Annotated in this window: 11 protein-coding genes and 3 pseudogenes; 8 read left to right on the top strand and 6 right to left on the bottom strand. The window is 66.2% G+C overall.

Annotated elements, in window-relative coordinates:
• Positions 1-83: 83 nt before the first annotated feature.
• From ACFQDH_RS01250 to ACFQDH_RS01240, 3 genes and pseudogenes are all read left to right on the top strand, one after another.
• Positions 84-922: pseudogene (locus ACFQDH_RS01250) on the top strand (threonine/serine exporter family protein); the annotation flags it as partial.
• 135 nt (positions 923-1057) lie between these two features.
• Positions 1058-1552: a threonine/serine exporter family protein gene (locus ACFQDH_RS01245; RefSeq protein WP_382404786.1), complete on the top strand. Its 495-nt coding sequence runs from the start codon at positions 1058-1060 to the stop codon at positions 1550-1552.
• 171 nt (positions 1553-1723) lie between these two features.
• Positions 1724-2470: a transglycosylase family protein gene (locus tag ACFQDH_RS01240; protein ID WP_382397709.1), complete on the top strand. Its 747-nt coding sequence runs from the start codon at positions 1724-1726 to the stop codon at positions 2468-2470.
• A gap of 136 nt (positions 2471-2606) precedes the next feature.
• On the opposite strand, the gene ACFQDH_RS01235 is transcribed toward ACFQDH_RS01240, so the two are convergent.
• The 4 genes and pseudogenes from ACFQDH_RS01235 to prpC form a co-directional block, all read right to left on the bottom strand.
• Complete coding sequence (locus tag ACFQDH_RS01235; protein WP_382397707.1) at positions 2607-3521, bottom strand: methyltransferase domain-containing protein; 915 nt, start codon at positions 3519-3521, stop codon at positions 2607-2609.
• Positions 3522-3665: 144 nt separating this feature from the next.
• A complete protein-coding gene (locus tag ACFQDH_RS01230) occupies positions 3666-4535 on the bottom strand; it encodes an isocitrate lyase/PEP mutase family protein (RefSeq protein WP_382397705.1) in 870 nt (289 codons plus the stop codon).
• Positions 4535-6040: a bifunctional 2-methylcitrate dehydratase/aconitate hydratase gene (locus ACFQDH_RS01225; protein WP_382397703.1), complete on the bottom strand. Its 1506-nt coding sequence runs from the start codon at positions 6038-6040 to the stop codon at positions 4535-4537. Before ACFQDH_RS01225 ends, ACFQDH_RS01230 begins: the two co-directional genes overlap by 1 nt.
• Positions 6041-6181: 141 nt before the next feature.
• Positions 6182-7331: pseudogene (gene prpC / locus ACFQDH_RS01220) on the bottom strand (bifunctional 2-methylcitrate synthase/citrate synthase).
• A gap of 130 nt (positions 7332-7461) precedes the next feature.
• Between prpC and ACFQDH_RS01215 the strand changes: the two are divergent.
• The 5 genes and pseudogenes from ACFQDH_RS01215 to ACFQDH_RS01195 all read left to right on the top strand — a co-directional run bounded on the left by ACFQDH_RS01215 (position 7462) and on the right by ACFQDH_RS01195 (position 11795).
• Positions 7462-8886: a helix-turn-helix domain-containing protein gene (locus tag ACFQDH_RS01215; protein WP_382397701.1), complete on the top strand. Its 1425-nt coding sequence runs from the start codon at positions 7462-7464 to the stop codon at positions 8884-8886.
• A gap of 73 nt (positions 8887-8959) precedes the next feature.
• Positions 8960-9861 (top strand): annotated as a pseudogene (locus ACFQDH_RS01210) (FAD-dependent oxidoreductase); the annotation flags it as partial.
• A gap of 51 nt (positions 9862-9912) precedes the next feature.
• Positions 9913-10332: a hypothetical protein gene (locus ACFQDH_RS01205; protein WP_382404785.1), complete on the top strand. Its 420-nt coding sequence runs from the start codon at positions 9913-9915 to the stop codon at positions 10330-10332.
• A 43-nt stretch (positions 10333-10375) separates the two neighbouring features.
• Positions 10376-11182, top strand: a complete 807-nt coding sequence (locus ACFQDH_RS01200; RefSeq protein WP_382397699.1) for an ArsR/SmtB family transcription factor — start codon at positions 10376-10378, stop codon at positions 11180-11182.
• Between the two features lie 67 nt (positions 11183-11249).
• Positions 11250-11795: a maleylpyruvate isomerase family mycothiol-dependent enzyme gene (locus ACFQDH_RS01195; protein ID WP_382397697.1), complete on the top strand. Its 546-nt coding sequence runs from the start codon at positions 11250-11252 to the stop codon at positions 11793-11795.
• Here the strand turns inward: ACFQDH_RS01195 and ACFQDH_RS01190 are convergent.
• Entirely contained in the window at positions 11774-12742 is a 969-nt protein-coding gene (locus ACFQDH_RS01190; protein WP_382397695.1) for a peptidoglycan-binding protein, read from the bottom strand. The genes ACFQDH_RS01195 and ACFQDH_RS01190 overlap by 22 nt on opposite strands.
• A gap of 125 nt (positions 12743-12867) precedes the next feature.
• The gene (locus ACFQDH_RS01185) at positions 12868-14994 is read right to left on the bottom strand and encodes an alkaline phosphatase family protein (RefSeq protein ID WP_382397693.1); all 2127 of its coding nucleotides are present in this window, start codon (positions 14992-14994) and stop codon (positions 12868-12870) included.
• Between the last annotated feature and the right edge of the window lie 73 nt (positions 14995-15067).

Raw genomic sequence — 15067 nt, 5'->3', positions numbered from 1 at the left:
CGCTCAGCTGACACATACCGCGCGCCGGGCGACCGTCCTACGCTGAGCGAGTGGACGAGGTTCAGGACACCGACCCGGGCGGCATGCCCGTCTCCGGTCGCATGCGATTTCTGCAGGGCGAGCCGGTCACCGAACCGATGCCGATCGCGGACAGCCTGCGGCACACGCCATACAGGGACCCGCGCACGATGGAGGCGCCCGAGCAGGAGGCGACCGTCCGTGGTGCGCTCGAGCTGGCGGTGCGCGTCGGCGAGTTGTTGCTGCGCTGCGGCGCCGGCACGCGTGATGTGGAGGCGGCAGTCGTCGCGGTTGCCGCAGCAGCCGGCTTGCGCCGCCTCGAGGTCGACATCACCAACCAGTCCCTGCTCGTGCAGGCACCTACTCCTGCGGGTGTGCCGGTCACCCTGCTGCGCGTGGTCCGCTCCAACACCAAGGATTTCGCCCGGCTGACCGCGGTGCACCGGCTGGTCGAGGAGTTGGTGGCCGGCGGCATCGATGACGTCGACGCCGCGACCCGCAAGCTACGGCGGATCCAGCGCAGCGCACGGCTCTACCCACGCTGGTTGATCTCCTCGGGTATGCCGGGCTGGCCGGCTCCGTGTGCGCGATTCTCGGCGGTCACACGATGGCCATCGTCGTGTCGATCCTCTCCGCACTGCTCGTCGACCGGATCGGCCGATGGCTGGGCAAGCGTGCCGTGCCCTCCTTCTATTCGGCAGCTGCCGGCAGTGCCGTTTCGGTGATGCTCGCCTGGCTGGGCTACTTGGTGGGGATCCACGGATGGCTCGGGCTGCACATGCCCCCAACGGATTTCGCGTATGCCGTCGCGGCAGGCATCGTCGTGCTGCTGCCCGGCCGCGCGATGGCGTCTGCCGTCGAGGATGCGATCACCGGCTACCCGGTCACCGGCGCGGGCCGACTGCTCACCGTCTTTCTCGCCACCGCCGGGATCATCGTTGGCGTTGCCGCCGGTCTGTCGTTCACTCTGCGCCTGGACAAGGCATTGGACCTGGAGCTCACCGCGCCCAAGGCACTGTCCTTCGGTTCCGCGCCGGCTGTGCTCTGGTTGCGGGTGATCTGTGGGGCGATCGGCGCCACTTGCAGTGCGGTGACCGCACGGGTGTTGCCGCGGCACCTGCTGCCGGCGGGCCTGCTCGGAGCAGTCGGCCTGTTCCTGTCCGGCGGATTGTCGAGCTCGCTCGGCCTGGGCGGTTTCCGGCTCGGCGCGACCACGTCGCTCGCGGTGGCGGCAATCTCCATCGGCGTCCTCGGTCGCCTGATCGGCCTACGGCTCGGTGCTCCCGCGCTCGTCCTCGTCGTGCCCGCGGTGTCCCCGCTGTTGCCCGGATTGCGCATCTTCCGTGGCATGTATGACGCAGTGACCGGCAGCATCGTCGGCACATCGGTCGCCACGCAGGGTGAAGCAGTCAGCACGCTGATGGGCGCAGCTGCGGTGGCGCTGGCGATCAGCACCGGCGTGGTGATGGGCGACGTGATGTCGGCGCCCCTGGACCGGCAGGCGTTGCACCGCCGGCGGGTCCGGCGACGCTAAATCAGTTGAATTACACGTTTGTAATTTTACCTTCTTTTTCGGCGTGTCGCCTTGAATTCTGGACTTGAACCTCACTCGCACCTTGTGTCACATGCGTCATTCCCGTAACGTTCGGGGCGCTTCAAGGCACCGATCCCGGCGCGAGTCGGGTCGTCAGGAAAGGACATCACCTTGCCGTACACACCGCGTCACAAGACGGATCGACCGTCTGTCGCCGGCCGACGCGCCATGGGCGCCGTGATGGCCTCGGCCACCACCGTCGGCGCCGGTCTGGCCGCTGCCGCGCACGCCAAGGCGGACACTCCCTGGAACGTTTGGGACCGCGTCGCCACCTGCGAGTCGGGTAACAACTGGTCGATCGACACCGGCAACAGCTTCTACGGAGGCCTGCAGTTCACCACGTCGACCTGGCAGGCGTTCGGCGGCACCAAGTTCGCCTCGAGCGCTCAGTACGCGACACGGGACCAGCAGATCTACGTCGCCCAGGCGACGTTGCGGGTGCAGGGCCCCGGCGCTTGGCCGGTCTGCTCCAAGAAGGGCGGCCTCACCCGCGCCAACGGGCTCGCCGTCAGGGTCGACGTCGGTGGCTCCACACCGGCGCCCAAGCCCACCCCGCAGCCCACTCCGCCGTCGCGCGGCAACCACCGGGCGCTGGTGCTCGACGGCATCGTCGGTCCGCTGACCACAGCCTCGACGCAGCACTGGCTCGGCATACGGCAGGACGGCGCCGACCACTTCACCCGCAGCACGGTGATCGCCTTGCAGGCGCGACTCGGTGTCTACCGGGACGGTGTCATTGGCCCCATCACCACCCGCGCGTTGCAGCGCTACGTCGGCGCCACCCAGGACGGTGCCGCGAACCTGAATGGCCGCACTGTCGTCGCCCTGCAGAGCTACCTGAACTCCAAGGGCATGTAAGCCACCCACGAAGTTCTCCCCGCTGCATCAACCCACAGGGGCTCAACGCATTGACCGGCATACCAATACCTTGAGCGGCGTACCGAATCCACTGGATTCGGTACGCCGCTCAATGCGGAAGTATGCCGGTCAATCGCTACTTCTTCGGTGGCTCGGGCTCGGCGGGAGCCTGCTCGTGCGAGCCGAAGTAGTCGGCGACGTGTTCCATGGTCTGGGCCGACTTGCTGAAGATGACGTATCGCTTGCGTACGCCCGTCGCGCCGTCCGTGGATCGGAAGTCGAGGTGGAAGCCGAGCGACTTGGCGATCAGCCGTAGCGATTGCGGCGTGTAGTAGGCAGTGTGGTCCGGGTAGTAGATGTAGCGCTGTCTGGTGAGGTCTCCGCCGTCGTAGATGTCGGTCCCGCACACCACGAGACCGTCGCGGTCGACCAGTCTGAGCAATTTGGTGAAGTCGCTCCAGGGGTCACGGAAGTGCTCGATCACCTCGGAGGCGAGCACGACCTGGAAGTGCCGCGAGGTGCGTACGTTCGCGTCGACGAAATCACCGTCATCGCGCAGCTTCATGATGTCCCCGATGGCTACCTGGCCGACGCCGGGCAGCTTTGCGATGTGGTGGTTGTCGAGGCTTCGGCCGGCGCCATACACCAGCACGTCCACACTGTCGCGGTTGAGAATTTCGATCGCCATTCTCGCCATGTGGAACTCGCGGCCCTTCCGGGTTGCGCTGCCCGCCCGGGTCCCGCCCGGAAGACTTTCGAAGTCCTTGACATCGAGAAAGTTGCTCTGGGCAGTCTTCAGGCATCGGATGAAGCCACAGCCGTTGCAGATTACTGCCGGAAAGGTGAGGCTCTTGTCCGCGGCGTTGGTGAGGGTGCGGTGCTGGAGGCCCGACCCGCCGCAGATCAGGCAGCGTTCGCGTTGCCGCCGACCTACTCCGCGGCGAACGGCAGCGACATAGCGAGGTCGCGACGCCGGGTCCAGCAGACCCCGCGCGATCCGCTTGGAACGAATGCTTCCGGTTCTCAGTTGTGTCGTGAACGATATCGCCATTCCCTGACGCTAACAGGCCGCTCGTCGACTTCCCGGCATACGAAAGAAGCGGCTGCGTGCGTCATGCACGCAGCCACCCTTCCTCTCGCCCGACGAGCGGTCAGTCACCCGATATCGGGTGAGAGCAGAACCGAGCCAGTCGGCTCAGCTGCTGTAGCGGTCGTTCAGAGCGTCCCAGGTGGGCTTGTCCACCAGGCGCTGCCGCTCGGCGAATCCGACGACGAGGTTGTCGTCCTCGGTGATCTGCCCGGTGTCGCGCAGCGCGGTCAGCGCGTTCTGCATGCCGAAGACCGCACCCTGCAGTGCGGCATTTGCATAGAGCACGATGCCGTAGCCGGCCTCGGCCAGCTCGGACGCCGACACCATCGGCGTCTTGCCGCCGATGACCAGGTTCGCCAGCAGCGGCTGCTCGACCATGCCCGGCAGGCTCAGCACCTGCTCGCGGTCGGTCAGTGCCTCGACGAAGAGGATGTCGGCGCCTGCTTCACCGAATGCGCGGGCCCGCTCCACCGCGGCCTCGAAGCCGTCGACGGCGGCCGCGTCGGTGCGGGCCATGATCAGCAGGTTTTCGTCGCGGCGAGCATCGACGGCGGCCTTGATCTTGTTGACGGCCTCGTCTGTGCCGATGACCGACTTGCCCTCGAAGTGGCCGCAGCGCTTCGGGCTGACCTGGTCCTCGAACTGGATGCAGTCCGCGCCGGCACGCTCGAGCACGCGGACGGTATGACGCACGTTCAGCGCGTTGCCGAAGCCGGTATCGGCGTCGACGAGCAGCGGCAGGTCTACGGCGTCGCGGATGCGCGCGGTGTGGTCGGCGATCTCGGCCAAACCCATGAAGCCCTGGTCCGGCAGACCGAGCGACATGTTCGTGACACCGGCACCCGTGACGTATGACGCCCGGTAGCCCAAGTCCTGAATCACCTTGGCGGACAACGCATTGAACGCTCCTGGGACGACCACGCCGGCACGTTCCTGCACCAGCGACTTCAACTGCTGCTTGGTGGAGGGCTGCATTACTTCTCCTTCGGTCCGAAGTCGTTGTCGGCGGTCACGAAGAGGTCGACATACTCGTTGACCGGGGTAGCCGCGAACTTGGCCTGGTCGAGCGACACCTCGGCGAGCTCGTGCTGCCGGGTCTCGTCGAAGCGACGGGCCAGGTTGCGGCGGAACTTCTCCTCCAACAACGGCAGGCCCTCCTCGCGGCGGCGGCGGTGCCCGATCGGGTACTCCACGACGACCTCATCGAGGGTGGTGCCGTCGGTGAACTTCACGGTGAGCGCGTTGGCGATGCTGCGCTTCTCCGGGTCGTGATAATCCTTGGTGAACTGCGGGTCCTCGACACAGTGAATCTTGGCGCGCAGTGTGTCGATCCGCGGGTCGGCGGCGACGTTGTCCTCATAGTCGGCTGCGGTCAGCCGGCCGAAGATGAGCGGCACGGCGACCATGTACTGGATGCAGTGGTCGCGGTCGGCCGGGCCGGTCAGCGGACCCTGCTTGTCGATGATCCGGATGCACGCCTCATGGGTGCGGATGGTGACCTCGTCGATGTCCTCGACCTTCTTGCCGGCGGCCTCGACCTGGTCGCGCAGCGTGTGTGCCGCCTCGACGGCGGTCTGGCTGTGGAACTCCGCCGGGTAGCTGATCTTGAAGAGGACGTTCTCGGCGACATACGAGCCGTAGGTCCGCTGGAAGGTGAAGGGCTTGCCGCCGAAGCTGACGTCGTAGAAGCCCCAGGTCGGTGCGGTCAGCACGGTCGGGTAGCCCATCTCGCCGGTCTGCGCGATCAGGGCCAGCTTCACCGCGCGGCTGCACGCGTCACCGGCCGCCCAGCTCTTGCGGCTGCCCGCGTTGGGCGCGTGGCGGTAGGTGCGCAGCGACTGGCCGTCGACGAACGCCAGCGACACGGCCGCCAACGTTTGCTCGCGGGTGAGCCCGAGCAGCGTCGACACCACGGCAGTGCTGGCAACCTTCACCAGGATGACGTGGTCCAAACCGACTGCGTTGAAAGAGTTTTCGAGCGCGATGACGCCCTGGATCTCGTGCGCCTTCACGATGCCCTCGATGACCGCCTGCATGGTCAGCGGTTGCTCGCCGCGGACAACGCGCTCGCGGGAGATCCAGTCGGCGACGGTGAGTATGGCGCCCGAGTTGTCGCTCGGGTGGCCCCACTCGGCGGCCAGCCAGGTGTCGTTGAAGTCGAGCCAGCGGACCAGTGCGCCGTTGTCGAAGGCGGCCTGCACCGGGTCGAGCACGTAGTTGGTGCCGATGACGCGTGCGCCGTTGGGCACCTCGGTGCCCGGCACGATCGGGCCGAGCAGCTTTGTCGCTGCTGGGTATTCGAGTGCTTCGAGGCCGCAGCCGAGCGCGTCGATCAGGATGTTGCGTGCGGTGGTCAGCGCCAGGTCGGAGTCGATCTGGTAGTCGCGGACGTAGTCGACGATATCGACGAGCACGTCGTCCCACGCCCGGCCGCCGGTCGCGGATTTCGTTGTGGTGGTGTCGGTTTCACTGCTGGACAAGGTATGTCGCCAATCGTGTCGGAGCGGGTGAGGTAGAGAGGGGGTTGAGTAGGAGCGAGGAACGAGCGACGTATCGAAACCGTCCCGGGTCTCGATACGGGCTCGCCTAGCGGCTCGCCCTACTCGACCAGCTTGGAGGGGTTACTTTCGCTGTGCGAGCGGGACGAACTTCTGGTCCTCCGGACCGATGTAGTTGGCGCTCGGCCGGATGATCTTGTTGTCGGCACGCTGCTCGAGCACGTGCGCGGCCCAGCCGGTGGTGCGGGAGATGACGAACAGGGGGTGAACATGTCGGTGGGCACGCCCAGGGCGCGGTAGCTGACGGCGCTGAACCAGTCGAGGTTCGGGAACATCTTCTTGGCGTCGGCCATGACCGACTCGATGCGCTCGGCGACCGCGAAGAGCTGCTCGTCGCCGGTGCCTGCGCTGAGGTTCTGCGCGACCTTCTTGATGATCTTGTTGCGCGGGTCGGAGATCGTGTAGACGGGGTGGCCGAAGCCGATCACGACCTCCTTGTTGGCAACCCGCTCGCGGATGTCGGCCTCGGCCTCGTCCGGGTTTGCGTAGCGCTGCTGGATGTTCAGTGCGACCTCGTTGGCGCCACCATGCTTCGGGCCGCGCAGCGCCCCGATCGCTCCGGTGATCGCGGAGTACATGTCCGACCCGGTGCCGGCGATGACCCGACCGGTGAAGGTGGAGGCGTTGAACTCGTGCTCGGCATACAAATTGAGCGAGATGTTCATCGCGTGGACCTGCTCGTCGGACGGTTCGGTGCCGTGCAACAGGTGCAGGAAGTGGCCGCCGATCGAGTCGTCGTCGGTCTCGACGTCGATGCGCTTGCCGCTGTGCGTCCAGTGGTACCAGTAGAGGAGCATCGAGCCGAGCGACGCGATCAGCCGGTCGGCGATGTCGCGGGCGTCGGCGTCGTTGTGGTCGTCCTTCTCCGGCAGCGTGCAGCCGAGCACCGAGACACCGGTGCGCATGACGTCCATCGGGTGGCTCGCGGCCGGCAGCGCTTCCAGCGCCTGCCGGACGGCGAGGGGAGGGCGCGCTTGGCCTTCAGCTGCGCCTTGTAGGTGTCGAGCTGGGCCTGCGTCGGGAGGACACCGTGGATGAGGAGATGAGCGACCTCCTCAAAGCTGCAGTTCTCGGCCAGGTCGAAAATGTCGTAGCCGCGGTAGGACAGGTCGTTGCCGTGCTGGCCGACGGTGCACAGCGCGGTGTTGCCCGCCGGCACCCCGGACAATGCAACAGACTTCTTGGGCTTTGGTTTGACGGCCGCTTCAGCCATGACGACTCCTTGTCGTGATCAAGTGTTCTTTACAAGATAAGCAACCGAGAGTGTCTACTGATACCCGCACTGCCATGCGAAGTTCGGACAGTTTCTCGACCTGGCTTGTGAAGTTTGTAAAGATGTGCGCATGGCCACAGCTGAGTATGCCGGATTCGTCGTCCGGCGCGCACGGGTGGATGCCGGACTCAGCGGTGCGGCGCTGGCGCGGAAGATCTCGATCTCGCCGAGCTATCTGAGCCAGATCGAGCACAACAACCGGGTGCTGACGTCCCAGTTGCGGGCGCGGATCGCCGAAGTCCTCGGCATCGACGCCCAGCGGTTGACGGTCGAGCCGGAGGCACGTACAGCCGCGGCGCTCGTCGATTCTTTTGCGGAGCACGCGGAGTTGCGTGCGCTGTCGGTCGCGGAGGTTCGTTTCGTTGCGGATCAGCTGCCGGGTGTCGCGGCTGCGCTGCTCGACCTGTCTGCAGGGCGGCGTGCCGACCGGGAGCGCATCGACTCTCTGGAGGCTCGGTTGGGCGGTGACCGCGAGGATCTGCTCGGACCGCCGATGCCTTACGAAGCCGTGCGCGACTTCTTCTCGGTCCATCACAACTACTTCGACGGGCTTGACCGACAAGCGGAGGCGTTGGTCGCACAGCTCGGCATACAGCCTCGTGGTCGGTATGACGCACTGCGAAACCACCTGACAGCACTTGAGATCGAGGTCGCCGAGGCGTCGCGGTCGGAGGTCGGCGGGCAGCGTCGTTACGACCCGCAGACGCGCACTTTGCGGGTGGCCCGGGAGCTGCGTCCGTCGCAGAAGGCGTTCCAGCTGGGTAGCCAGCTCGCGTTGACAGTCGCGCCGGACCTGATCGACGAGATCGTCGAGACCGCGCCGTTCCGTGATGTGGTGACCACCCGACTGGCGCGGATAGGCCTGGCGAACTACTTTGCCGGTGCGATCCTGTTGCCGTATGGCGAGTTCCTGGCGGCCGCCCGGCGCGTACGTTACGACATCGAGCAACTCGCCGAGGAGTTCGACGTCGGCTTCGAGACGGTCTGCCATCGGCTCAATACCCTGCAACGGCCCGGGGATTCGGGGATTCCGTTCGCGTTCGTGCGGGTGGATCGGGCGGGCAACCTCTCCAAGCGGCAGTCGGCGACGCCGTTTCATTTCTCCCGCAGCGGCGGCACCTGCCCGCTGTGGACCGTGTATGACGCGTTCAGTCGTCCCGGCCAGGTGCTGCGGCAGATCGCCGAGATGCCCGACGGTCGCGCGTATCTCTGGATCGCCCGGACGGTGAGCAGCGGAGGGTCCGGATTCCGTTCTGCGCACAAGACTTTCGCAATAGGTCTCGGCTGCGACCTGGGTTACGCGGATCAGACGGTCTACTCCGCCGGTCTGGATCTGGAGGACCGGACGTTGCGTGCCCAGATCGGGATGGGCTGCAAGGTCTGCGAACGTCCGGCATGCCCGCAGCGGGCCTTCCCGTTCGCCGGGCGGACCTTGCAGATCGACGAGAACCGCGGGCAGCTCTACCCCTACATGCACGAGTCCGACCAGGACTGATGCGCCGAGGTCGATCGCGTCGGCCACTCCCACCACTGTCATCCCCGCGTGAGGTGCGGGATCATGGTGTCGCATGAGTAGCACTACGCCCGAGACCACAGTGGACATCGTCGTGCTCGGTATGGGGCCGGGTGGTGAGTCGGCCGCGGAACGCCTTGCCGCCAGCGGACTTTCGGTGATCGGCATCGACGCGAACCTCGTTGGCGGGGAGTGCCCCTACTACGGCTGCATCCCGTCCAAGATGATGATTCGCGCGGCGGACAGCGTGGCCGAGGCGGGTCGCGTGGAGCAACTGGCCGGGTCGAGCAGAGTCGAGCCGAGCTTCTCCCCAGTGGCGACTCGGATCCGGGACGAGGCGACCGACAACTGGGATGACCGGGTCGCCGTCGAGCGGTTCGAGAAGGCCGGCGGCACGTTCGTCCGAGGGCGCGGCACGGTCACCGGGCCGCGCACGGTTCAGGTGGGCGATCGGTCATTCACCGCAAGCCGGGCGCTGATCGTCAACACTGGCACCGATCCCGCCATACCGCCGATCCCAGGACTGTCGGAGACTCCTACTGGACCAACCGGGAGGTCGTGCGGATCACCGAAGCGCCCGAGTCCTTGATTGTGCTGGGCGGCGGTGCGATTGGCGCCGAAATCGCCCAGGCACTAGCGCGATTCGGCACCCGCGTCGCCATCGTCGAGATGGCGCCACGGCTGCTTCCGCTGGACGAGCCGGAGGCCGGACGGCTGCTCGCCGAGGTGTTCGCCCGTGAGGGCATCGCGGTGCACACCGGCACCGGGGCGACAGGGGTTCGTCATACCTACGACGCCTTCACCGTCGAGACAGGCGCCGAGTCGCTCGCCGCCGAGCGGCTTCTCGTCGCGACCGGCCGGCGCATCGACCTGGCCGGCCTCGGCCTCGGCAGCATCGGCGTCGACACGACGCAACGGTTCGTCGATCCGGACGAATACCTTCGGATCGCCGACGGGGTCTACGCGATCGGCGACATCACCGGCAAGGGCGGCTTCACACACATCTCGATGTATCAAGCCGGGATCGTCACCGACCATATCCTCGGCCGCGAGCCCGCACCCGCCGAATATCACGCGGTGCCGCGGGTCACCTTCACCGACCCGGAGATCGGCGCTGTCGGACTGACTGAGGAGCAGGCCGAACAGCGAGGAATCCGAACGGTTTCCAGCCTCAGCCTGGCGTCCAGCTCGACCCGCGGCTGGATCCACAAAGCGGGCAACGACGGCTTCGTCAAGCTGGTCGCCGACGCCGATCGCGGGACTCTGGTCGGCGCCACCTCGGCCGGCCCGTATGGCGGAGAGGTCCTGTCCATCCTCACTCTTGCCGTGCACGAACGCACGCCACTCGCGCGTCTGCGCTCGATGATCTACGCCTACCCGACCTTCCATCGCGGCATCGAGGACGCACTTGCTCAGCTGAAGGTGTGACTGCCAGTTGACTTATGCAGGTAAATGCCTGCATATTGGAGGGGTGACCGAACCGGACCAGGAAGCAGTGTTCAAAGCGCTGGCGGACCCCACCCGCCGGCTGCTGCTGGACCGGCTGCGTCATACCGACGGACAGACGCTGGGCGACCTGTCCGCCGACGTGGGTATGGCGCGCCAGTCGGTCACCCAGCACCTTGACCTGCTGGTCAAGGCACACCTGGTCACCGTCGTGCGCCGCGGTCGGGAGCGACTGCACTACCTCAACCCGGCGCCCATCCATCAGATCCGGGACCGCTGGATCTCGGCATTCGACCGACCGCGACTCGACGCGCTCGGCGCCATCCGACGAAACGCTGAGGAGCTCGCCATGAGCGAAACCGCAACAACCACAACGGTTCCGACCTACGTCTATGTCACCTACATCCGTGCCTCCGTAGACCAGGTGTGGCAGGCACTCACCGACGCCGACCTGACCGCGGCCTACTGGGCACACCGCAACGTCTCCGACTGGGAGACCGGCTCGACGTGGGAGCACCAACGCCTGGACGGCTCGGGGAACGACATCGAAGGCCGGGTGCTCGAGGTTGACCGGCTGCGCCGCCTGGCGATCACCTTCGAGGACCCCACGGGCGAAAAGCTGGAGCAACCCTCCGTGGTCACCTTCGAACTGGAGCCCGGCGACGAACTGGTCCGGCTCACCGTGACGCACGAGCACCTGCCGTCGATGGGCATGTATGGCGGGATCTCTCGCGGTTGGCCGGCGGTGCTGGCAAATCTGAAGTCGCTGCTGGAGACCGGCAAGCCGCTGCCGATCGAGGTGTGGGATCTGATGCCTGTGGAGCAGTCATGAGCGAGCGCAGCGAGCGACCAAACGGGCTCAGGACGAATGCCGAGACCCGAGGAACGAGGGGATCGGCATGAGTGCTCCGACGCGCGAGCTCGCCCTCGCGGAGCGGGCGATGAATCATTTGACCCACGTGGTGGATTCGCTGGTTGCCACCGACCTAGACCGCCCCACTCCATGTCCGGATTGGACCGTGCGGGAGCTGCTGGCGCACGTTGCCGGCACGGCGGCAGCGCTCGCCGACTTTGCCCGCACCGGCCGGCGACAGCTGCCGGACAAGCTCGTCCCGCTGGCGGACCCGACCCGGGAAGCCGTTGCGTCGATCGCAGGCACCCGCGCGGCACTGCTGGACGACTCCGGTGATCCAGATGTCGTGCGTGGTGCAGCGGGTGACGTTGCGATCGAATTCACCACGCACGCCTGGGATCTCGTCCCGGGGCAAGCCATCCCGGAAGACCTGGCAACCGACGTACTTGCCCTTGTCAGCCCGTTAATGAACGACGAACTGCGACAAGAGTTCTTCGCGGCGCAGGCCGATGTCGGCCCAGGAGCGACCGCGAGCGACAAGCTCGTGGCGTTCCTGGGCCGAGACCCGGCTCAGCCGACGAACTGGAAGTGATAGCTCTCGCCGTCCGTGCCGTAGGTGAACGGACTCGCGAACCCCCAGCGGTGGGCATTGGCCGACAGCCACTTCTGACCGACGCCGCCCCAGCCGAACTCCTCGCCGGGCTGGTCTGTCTCGCGGAAGTCGACCGCCAGTCCATAGCCGTGGTTCGAGGTGCCAGGGTAAGCGGCGCGCGGGCTGCCGAATTTGTTGTACCAGTACCACTGTTCGTCAATGTCTCGGTACGTCAGGTCGATCGCTGCGTAGTGGCCGAAGGCAGCTTTGTAGCTGGCCTCCAGGGCCTTCAGGTAGGGCTGGTCATCGCAGTTCAGGTAGCGCTGCGTTTTGGGTGTGTAGTCCGGGTCGAACGTGTCGGGGGAGTTGTAGGAGGTGGATACCTTGCACAGGCTGCTCGTCGAGAGTCTGCCGTTGATCGACGAGGGGTTGGAGGTGGTGGTCTCCAGGGTGCCCTTGTGGACATAGCCACGGCTGGTGTGCAGCCACGGCCCGGTGCCGATGCGAGTGCCGGTCACCTTGGCATGCGGCCCGTAGCTACCGACGATGCTGTATGTCAGGCCTGGCCCGGAGCGGATGTTGGCCTTGGAGCCGGCGGCCCCGGAGTCGGCCATCACGTAACCGGTGATCGTCGTGCAGCCGGGGAATCCGCCCAGCAGGTCCCAGGTCATCGGGCCGACTATGCCGTCGGCGACCAAACCGCGCGTCGTCTGGAAGGCCTTGACCTTGGCCAGTGTCCCGCTTCCGAAATATCCGTCGACGGTGAGGCCACCGAGCCGACTCTGCAAGGTCTTCACCAGGTCATGACGCGAGGCGCCGTACTTCAGGGTGACGACACTGCACGTCGTGGTGGCCGCGCGGGCGGTGCTCACCGTCGGGCTCAGCCCGTTGAGAGTGAGCACCACCGCGCCGGCCAACGCCAGCGACGCGGCCCTCTTCTTCATCATGAACGACGACCTCGTGACAGGTGTGAACGCTGTTACTTCGAATCCGAATCACAGTAGAGCAGGACACAAGCTAGTGGTTCGTTCGGTCGCTCCTGATGTTGCCGGGTGGGCCGCATCGCCAGGAGTCAGCGGATCCCGGCTGATCGGGCTTCGAGCCGCTTCACCTCCGACGTCAGGCGGCTGACCTTGCCGACCGCCTGCGCACCGTGACCCTCGGTCGCGCCAAGTATGACGGCAGCCAACTGCTGGCCCGTGGCATCACGGACGGATCCGATTGCACTCAAGGCGTCTTCGGTCCTGGTGTACTGCGCATCTCCTGGGCTGTTGCTCTTGATGGCAGCGGTCGACGCCTTCAGCGTGTGCATCGCGAAGGTGCCGGTCGGCGCGACCAGTTGCTTGTATGCCGCCTCCGCTGCGGTCAGCTGCGACCGGTGGTTGCGGGCCGCAGGTGACAGCGCCGAGTCGGCGATGATCGGCAGGACCGGCACTCCGTCGACCTGGTAGCGGTCCTGTAGGCCGGTGAGGAGCAGCACGGTCGGGCGCATGTCGACTTGGTCGGTGAAGGTGCCGTCCGTGCCGCGTGCCGAGATGCCGGGGCCGACATACCCCGCCCAGATGTCCTGCATGTCCGGCCAGTAGCTGCCGTGGTTCCAGGCGTATCCGGAGCTGGTGTAGACGCACGGTCGGTTGCAATTCGCTTGTCCGCCACCGACATACGAGTCCTCACCGGAGAAAGCGGTGAGGGTGGGTGTACGCGCGGGGTCGGCGCTGACGAAGTGCAGGATGCGTTGCTCGACCGAGTCCGCGATGTCGTAGGCCACCGGCTCGTTCGCGCCCGTGTAGGGGTTGGTGAGGGTCAGCGCGCCAAGGTCACGCCCGAAGGTGCGGGTCAGCGCCGCGGTCCGATCCGGGTTGCCGTTCAGCCAGATAGCCGGCGCAGGGTCGGAGTGTATGGCGAACGGCGTGGTGTTCCCGCGCTGCGTCGCAAGCAGGCCGGGGAGGTTCACATTGACCTCGGAGCTTGTCGCGTAGTTGCAGTAATTGCCATTGGTGCCAGTGCAATTCGCAGGTGTCGGTGCACTGCCGGCGAAGTGGTCGCCCTCGTCGGTGGTGAAGGTGAACAGCGTGTTCTGCGCCGTCATACCGTCCTTGGCGAGCCGGTCGAAGAAGGCCTGGAAGGCGGTGTTGTATGCCGCGAGCTGTTGCTCGTAGGTCTGCTGTCCCGGCCCGAGGTCACCGGTCTGCGCCGCGGTGTGATCGCCGTGCACGTCGGAGATGTAGAGGTTGACGGCCTGCACACCGTGCTCCAGCAGCTGGGCGGTGTAGCCGAGGGAGTTGTTCGCGGTCTCCGAGTCGAAGCCGGGGAATCCGGGGTTGCCCTTGCTGTCCGCGATGACCGAGCCATCGGTCGCCTTGACCGGACCGTCCGGGCTGATCTGCGGCTGGATCTGGGCGCCGCCGAAGAGCGCCTTGTAGCCGCTGTAGCCACCGGGTTCGTCGGGCAGCGCGTCCTGCTGACCGGACGCACAGAGCGCGGCACCCTTGGCGCAGTGGACCGCGAGCCCGACCAGGTCGGCTTGCGCCTTGGTCGGATCGGCCTTGGCTTCAGCCGCCTGTGGCGAGTTCGCGCCGAAGACCGTCGTGACATCGCTGCCGGTGTTCTCCAGGACGGTGTTGGGGCTGCCCACCTCGCCGACGTTGCAGCCGGCCTCGGTGAACGGCGTCCACGGTGCCGGCACGTTGACGCTCTGCGCCGGGGCGGGCGCCGTGCGTGACGGCAGGTAGTCGAGGTTGTAGCGGTTGGTGGTGGCGCCGCTGAAGGTCGACAGCTTGTCGGTCCAATAGGAGAAGGACGAGTACCCGGTCGGCGTGCCCGTCGCGTCATACAAGTCACCGCTGTTGGACTGGGTGATCGCGTTGCGGTCGGGATAGAGCCCCGTCGCGTTCGAGATCATGTTGGTGCCGGTGTGCACCAGGTCGTCGTGGGTGTTGGTCATCACGACGCCCTGACTCTTCATGAAGTTCAGCAGGGCCGGCATCTGCTCGAGGTCGCTCGCGACGTTCGGGTTGTCGCGGGTGAGGTGCACGTTGTCGAAGTCGATCTGGACGACATGCTTGATTCCGTTCGCCAACTGGCAATCGGACGACGGGGACGGGGCATGGTGTTGACCAGGGGCGGCAGCCAAGGCCGGCGACGTGCCGCCGACACACAGAGCTGCTGCTGCGAGGGCACCGAAAAGCGTTCTACGCATTTGATGACTCCTTCGAGCGTCCTGTCCCGACAGTGGAACAGCGACGTTCGATCATCCACCCGGAGGGAAACCT

The organism is Flexivirga alba (assembly GCF_042661025.1).
Classification (GTDB): Bacteria; Actinomycetota; Actinomycetes; order Actinomycetales; family Dermatophilaceae; genus Flexivirga; species Flexivirga alba.
This window is presented reverse-complemented; position numbering and strand designations above follow the sequence as displayed.

Coding starts and splice junctions, on each gene's coding strand:
- ACFQDH_RS01235 (WP_382397707.1), bottom strand. CDS start 3,521: ATGGCGATATCGTTCACGACACAACTGAGAACCGGAAGCATTCGTTCC.
- ACFQDH_RS01230 (WP_382397705.1), bottom strand. CDS start 4,535: ATGCAGCCCTCCACCAAGCAGCAGTTGAAGTCGCTGGTGCAGGAACGT.
- ACFQDH_RS01215 (WP_382397701.1), top strand. CDS start 7,462: ATGGCCACAGCTGAGTATGCCGGATTCGTCGTCCGGCGCGCACGGGTG.
- ACFQDH_RS01205 (WP_382404785.1), top strand. CDS start 9,913: ATGTATCAAGCCGGGATCGTCACCGACCATATCCTCGGCCGCGAGCCC.
- ACFQDH_RS01195 (WP_382397697.1), top strand. CDS start 11,250: ATGAGTGCTCCGACGCGCGAGCTCGCCCTCGCGGAGCGGGCGATGAAT.
- ACFQDH_RS01190 (WP_382397695.1), bottom strand. CDS start 12,742: ATGATGAAGAAGAGGGCCGCGTCGCTGGCGTTGGCCGGCGCGGTGGTG.
- ACFQDH_RS01185 (WP_382397693.1), bottom strand. CDS start 14,994: ATGCGTAGAACGCTTTTCGGTGCCCTCGCAGCAGCAGCTCTGTGTGTC.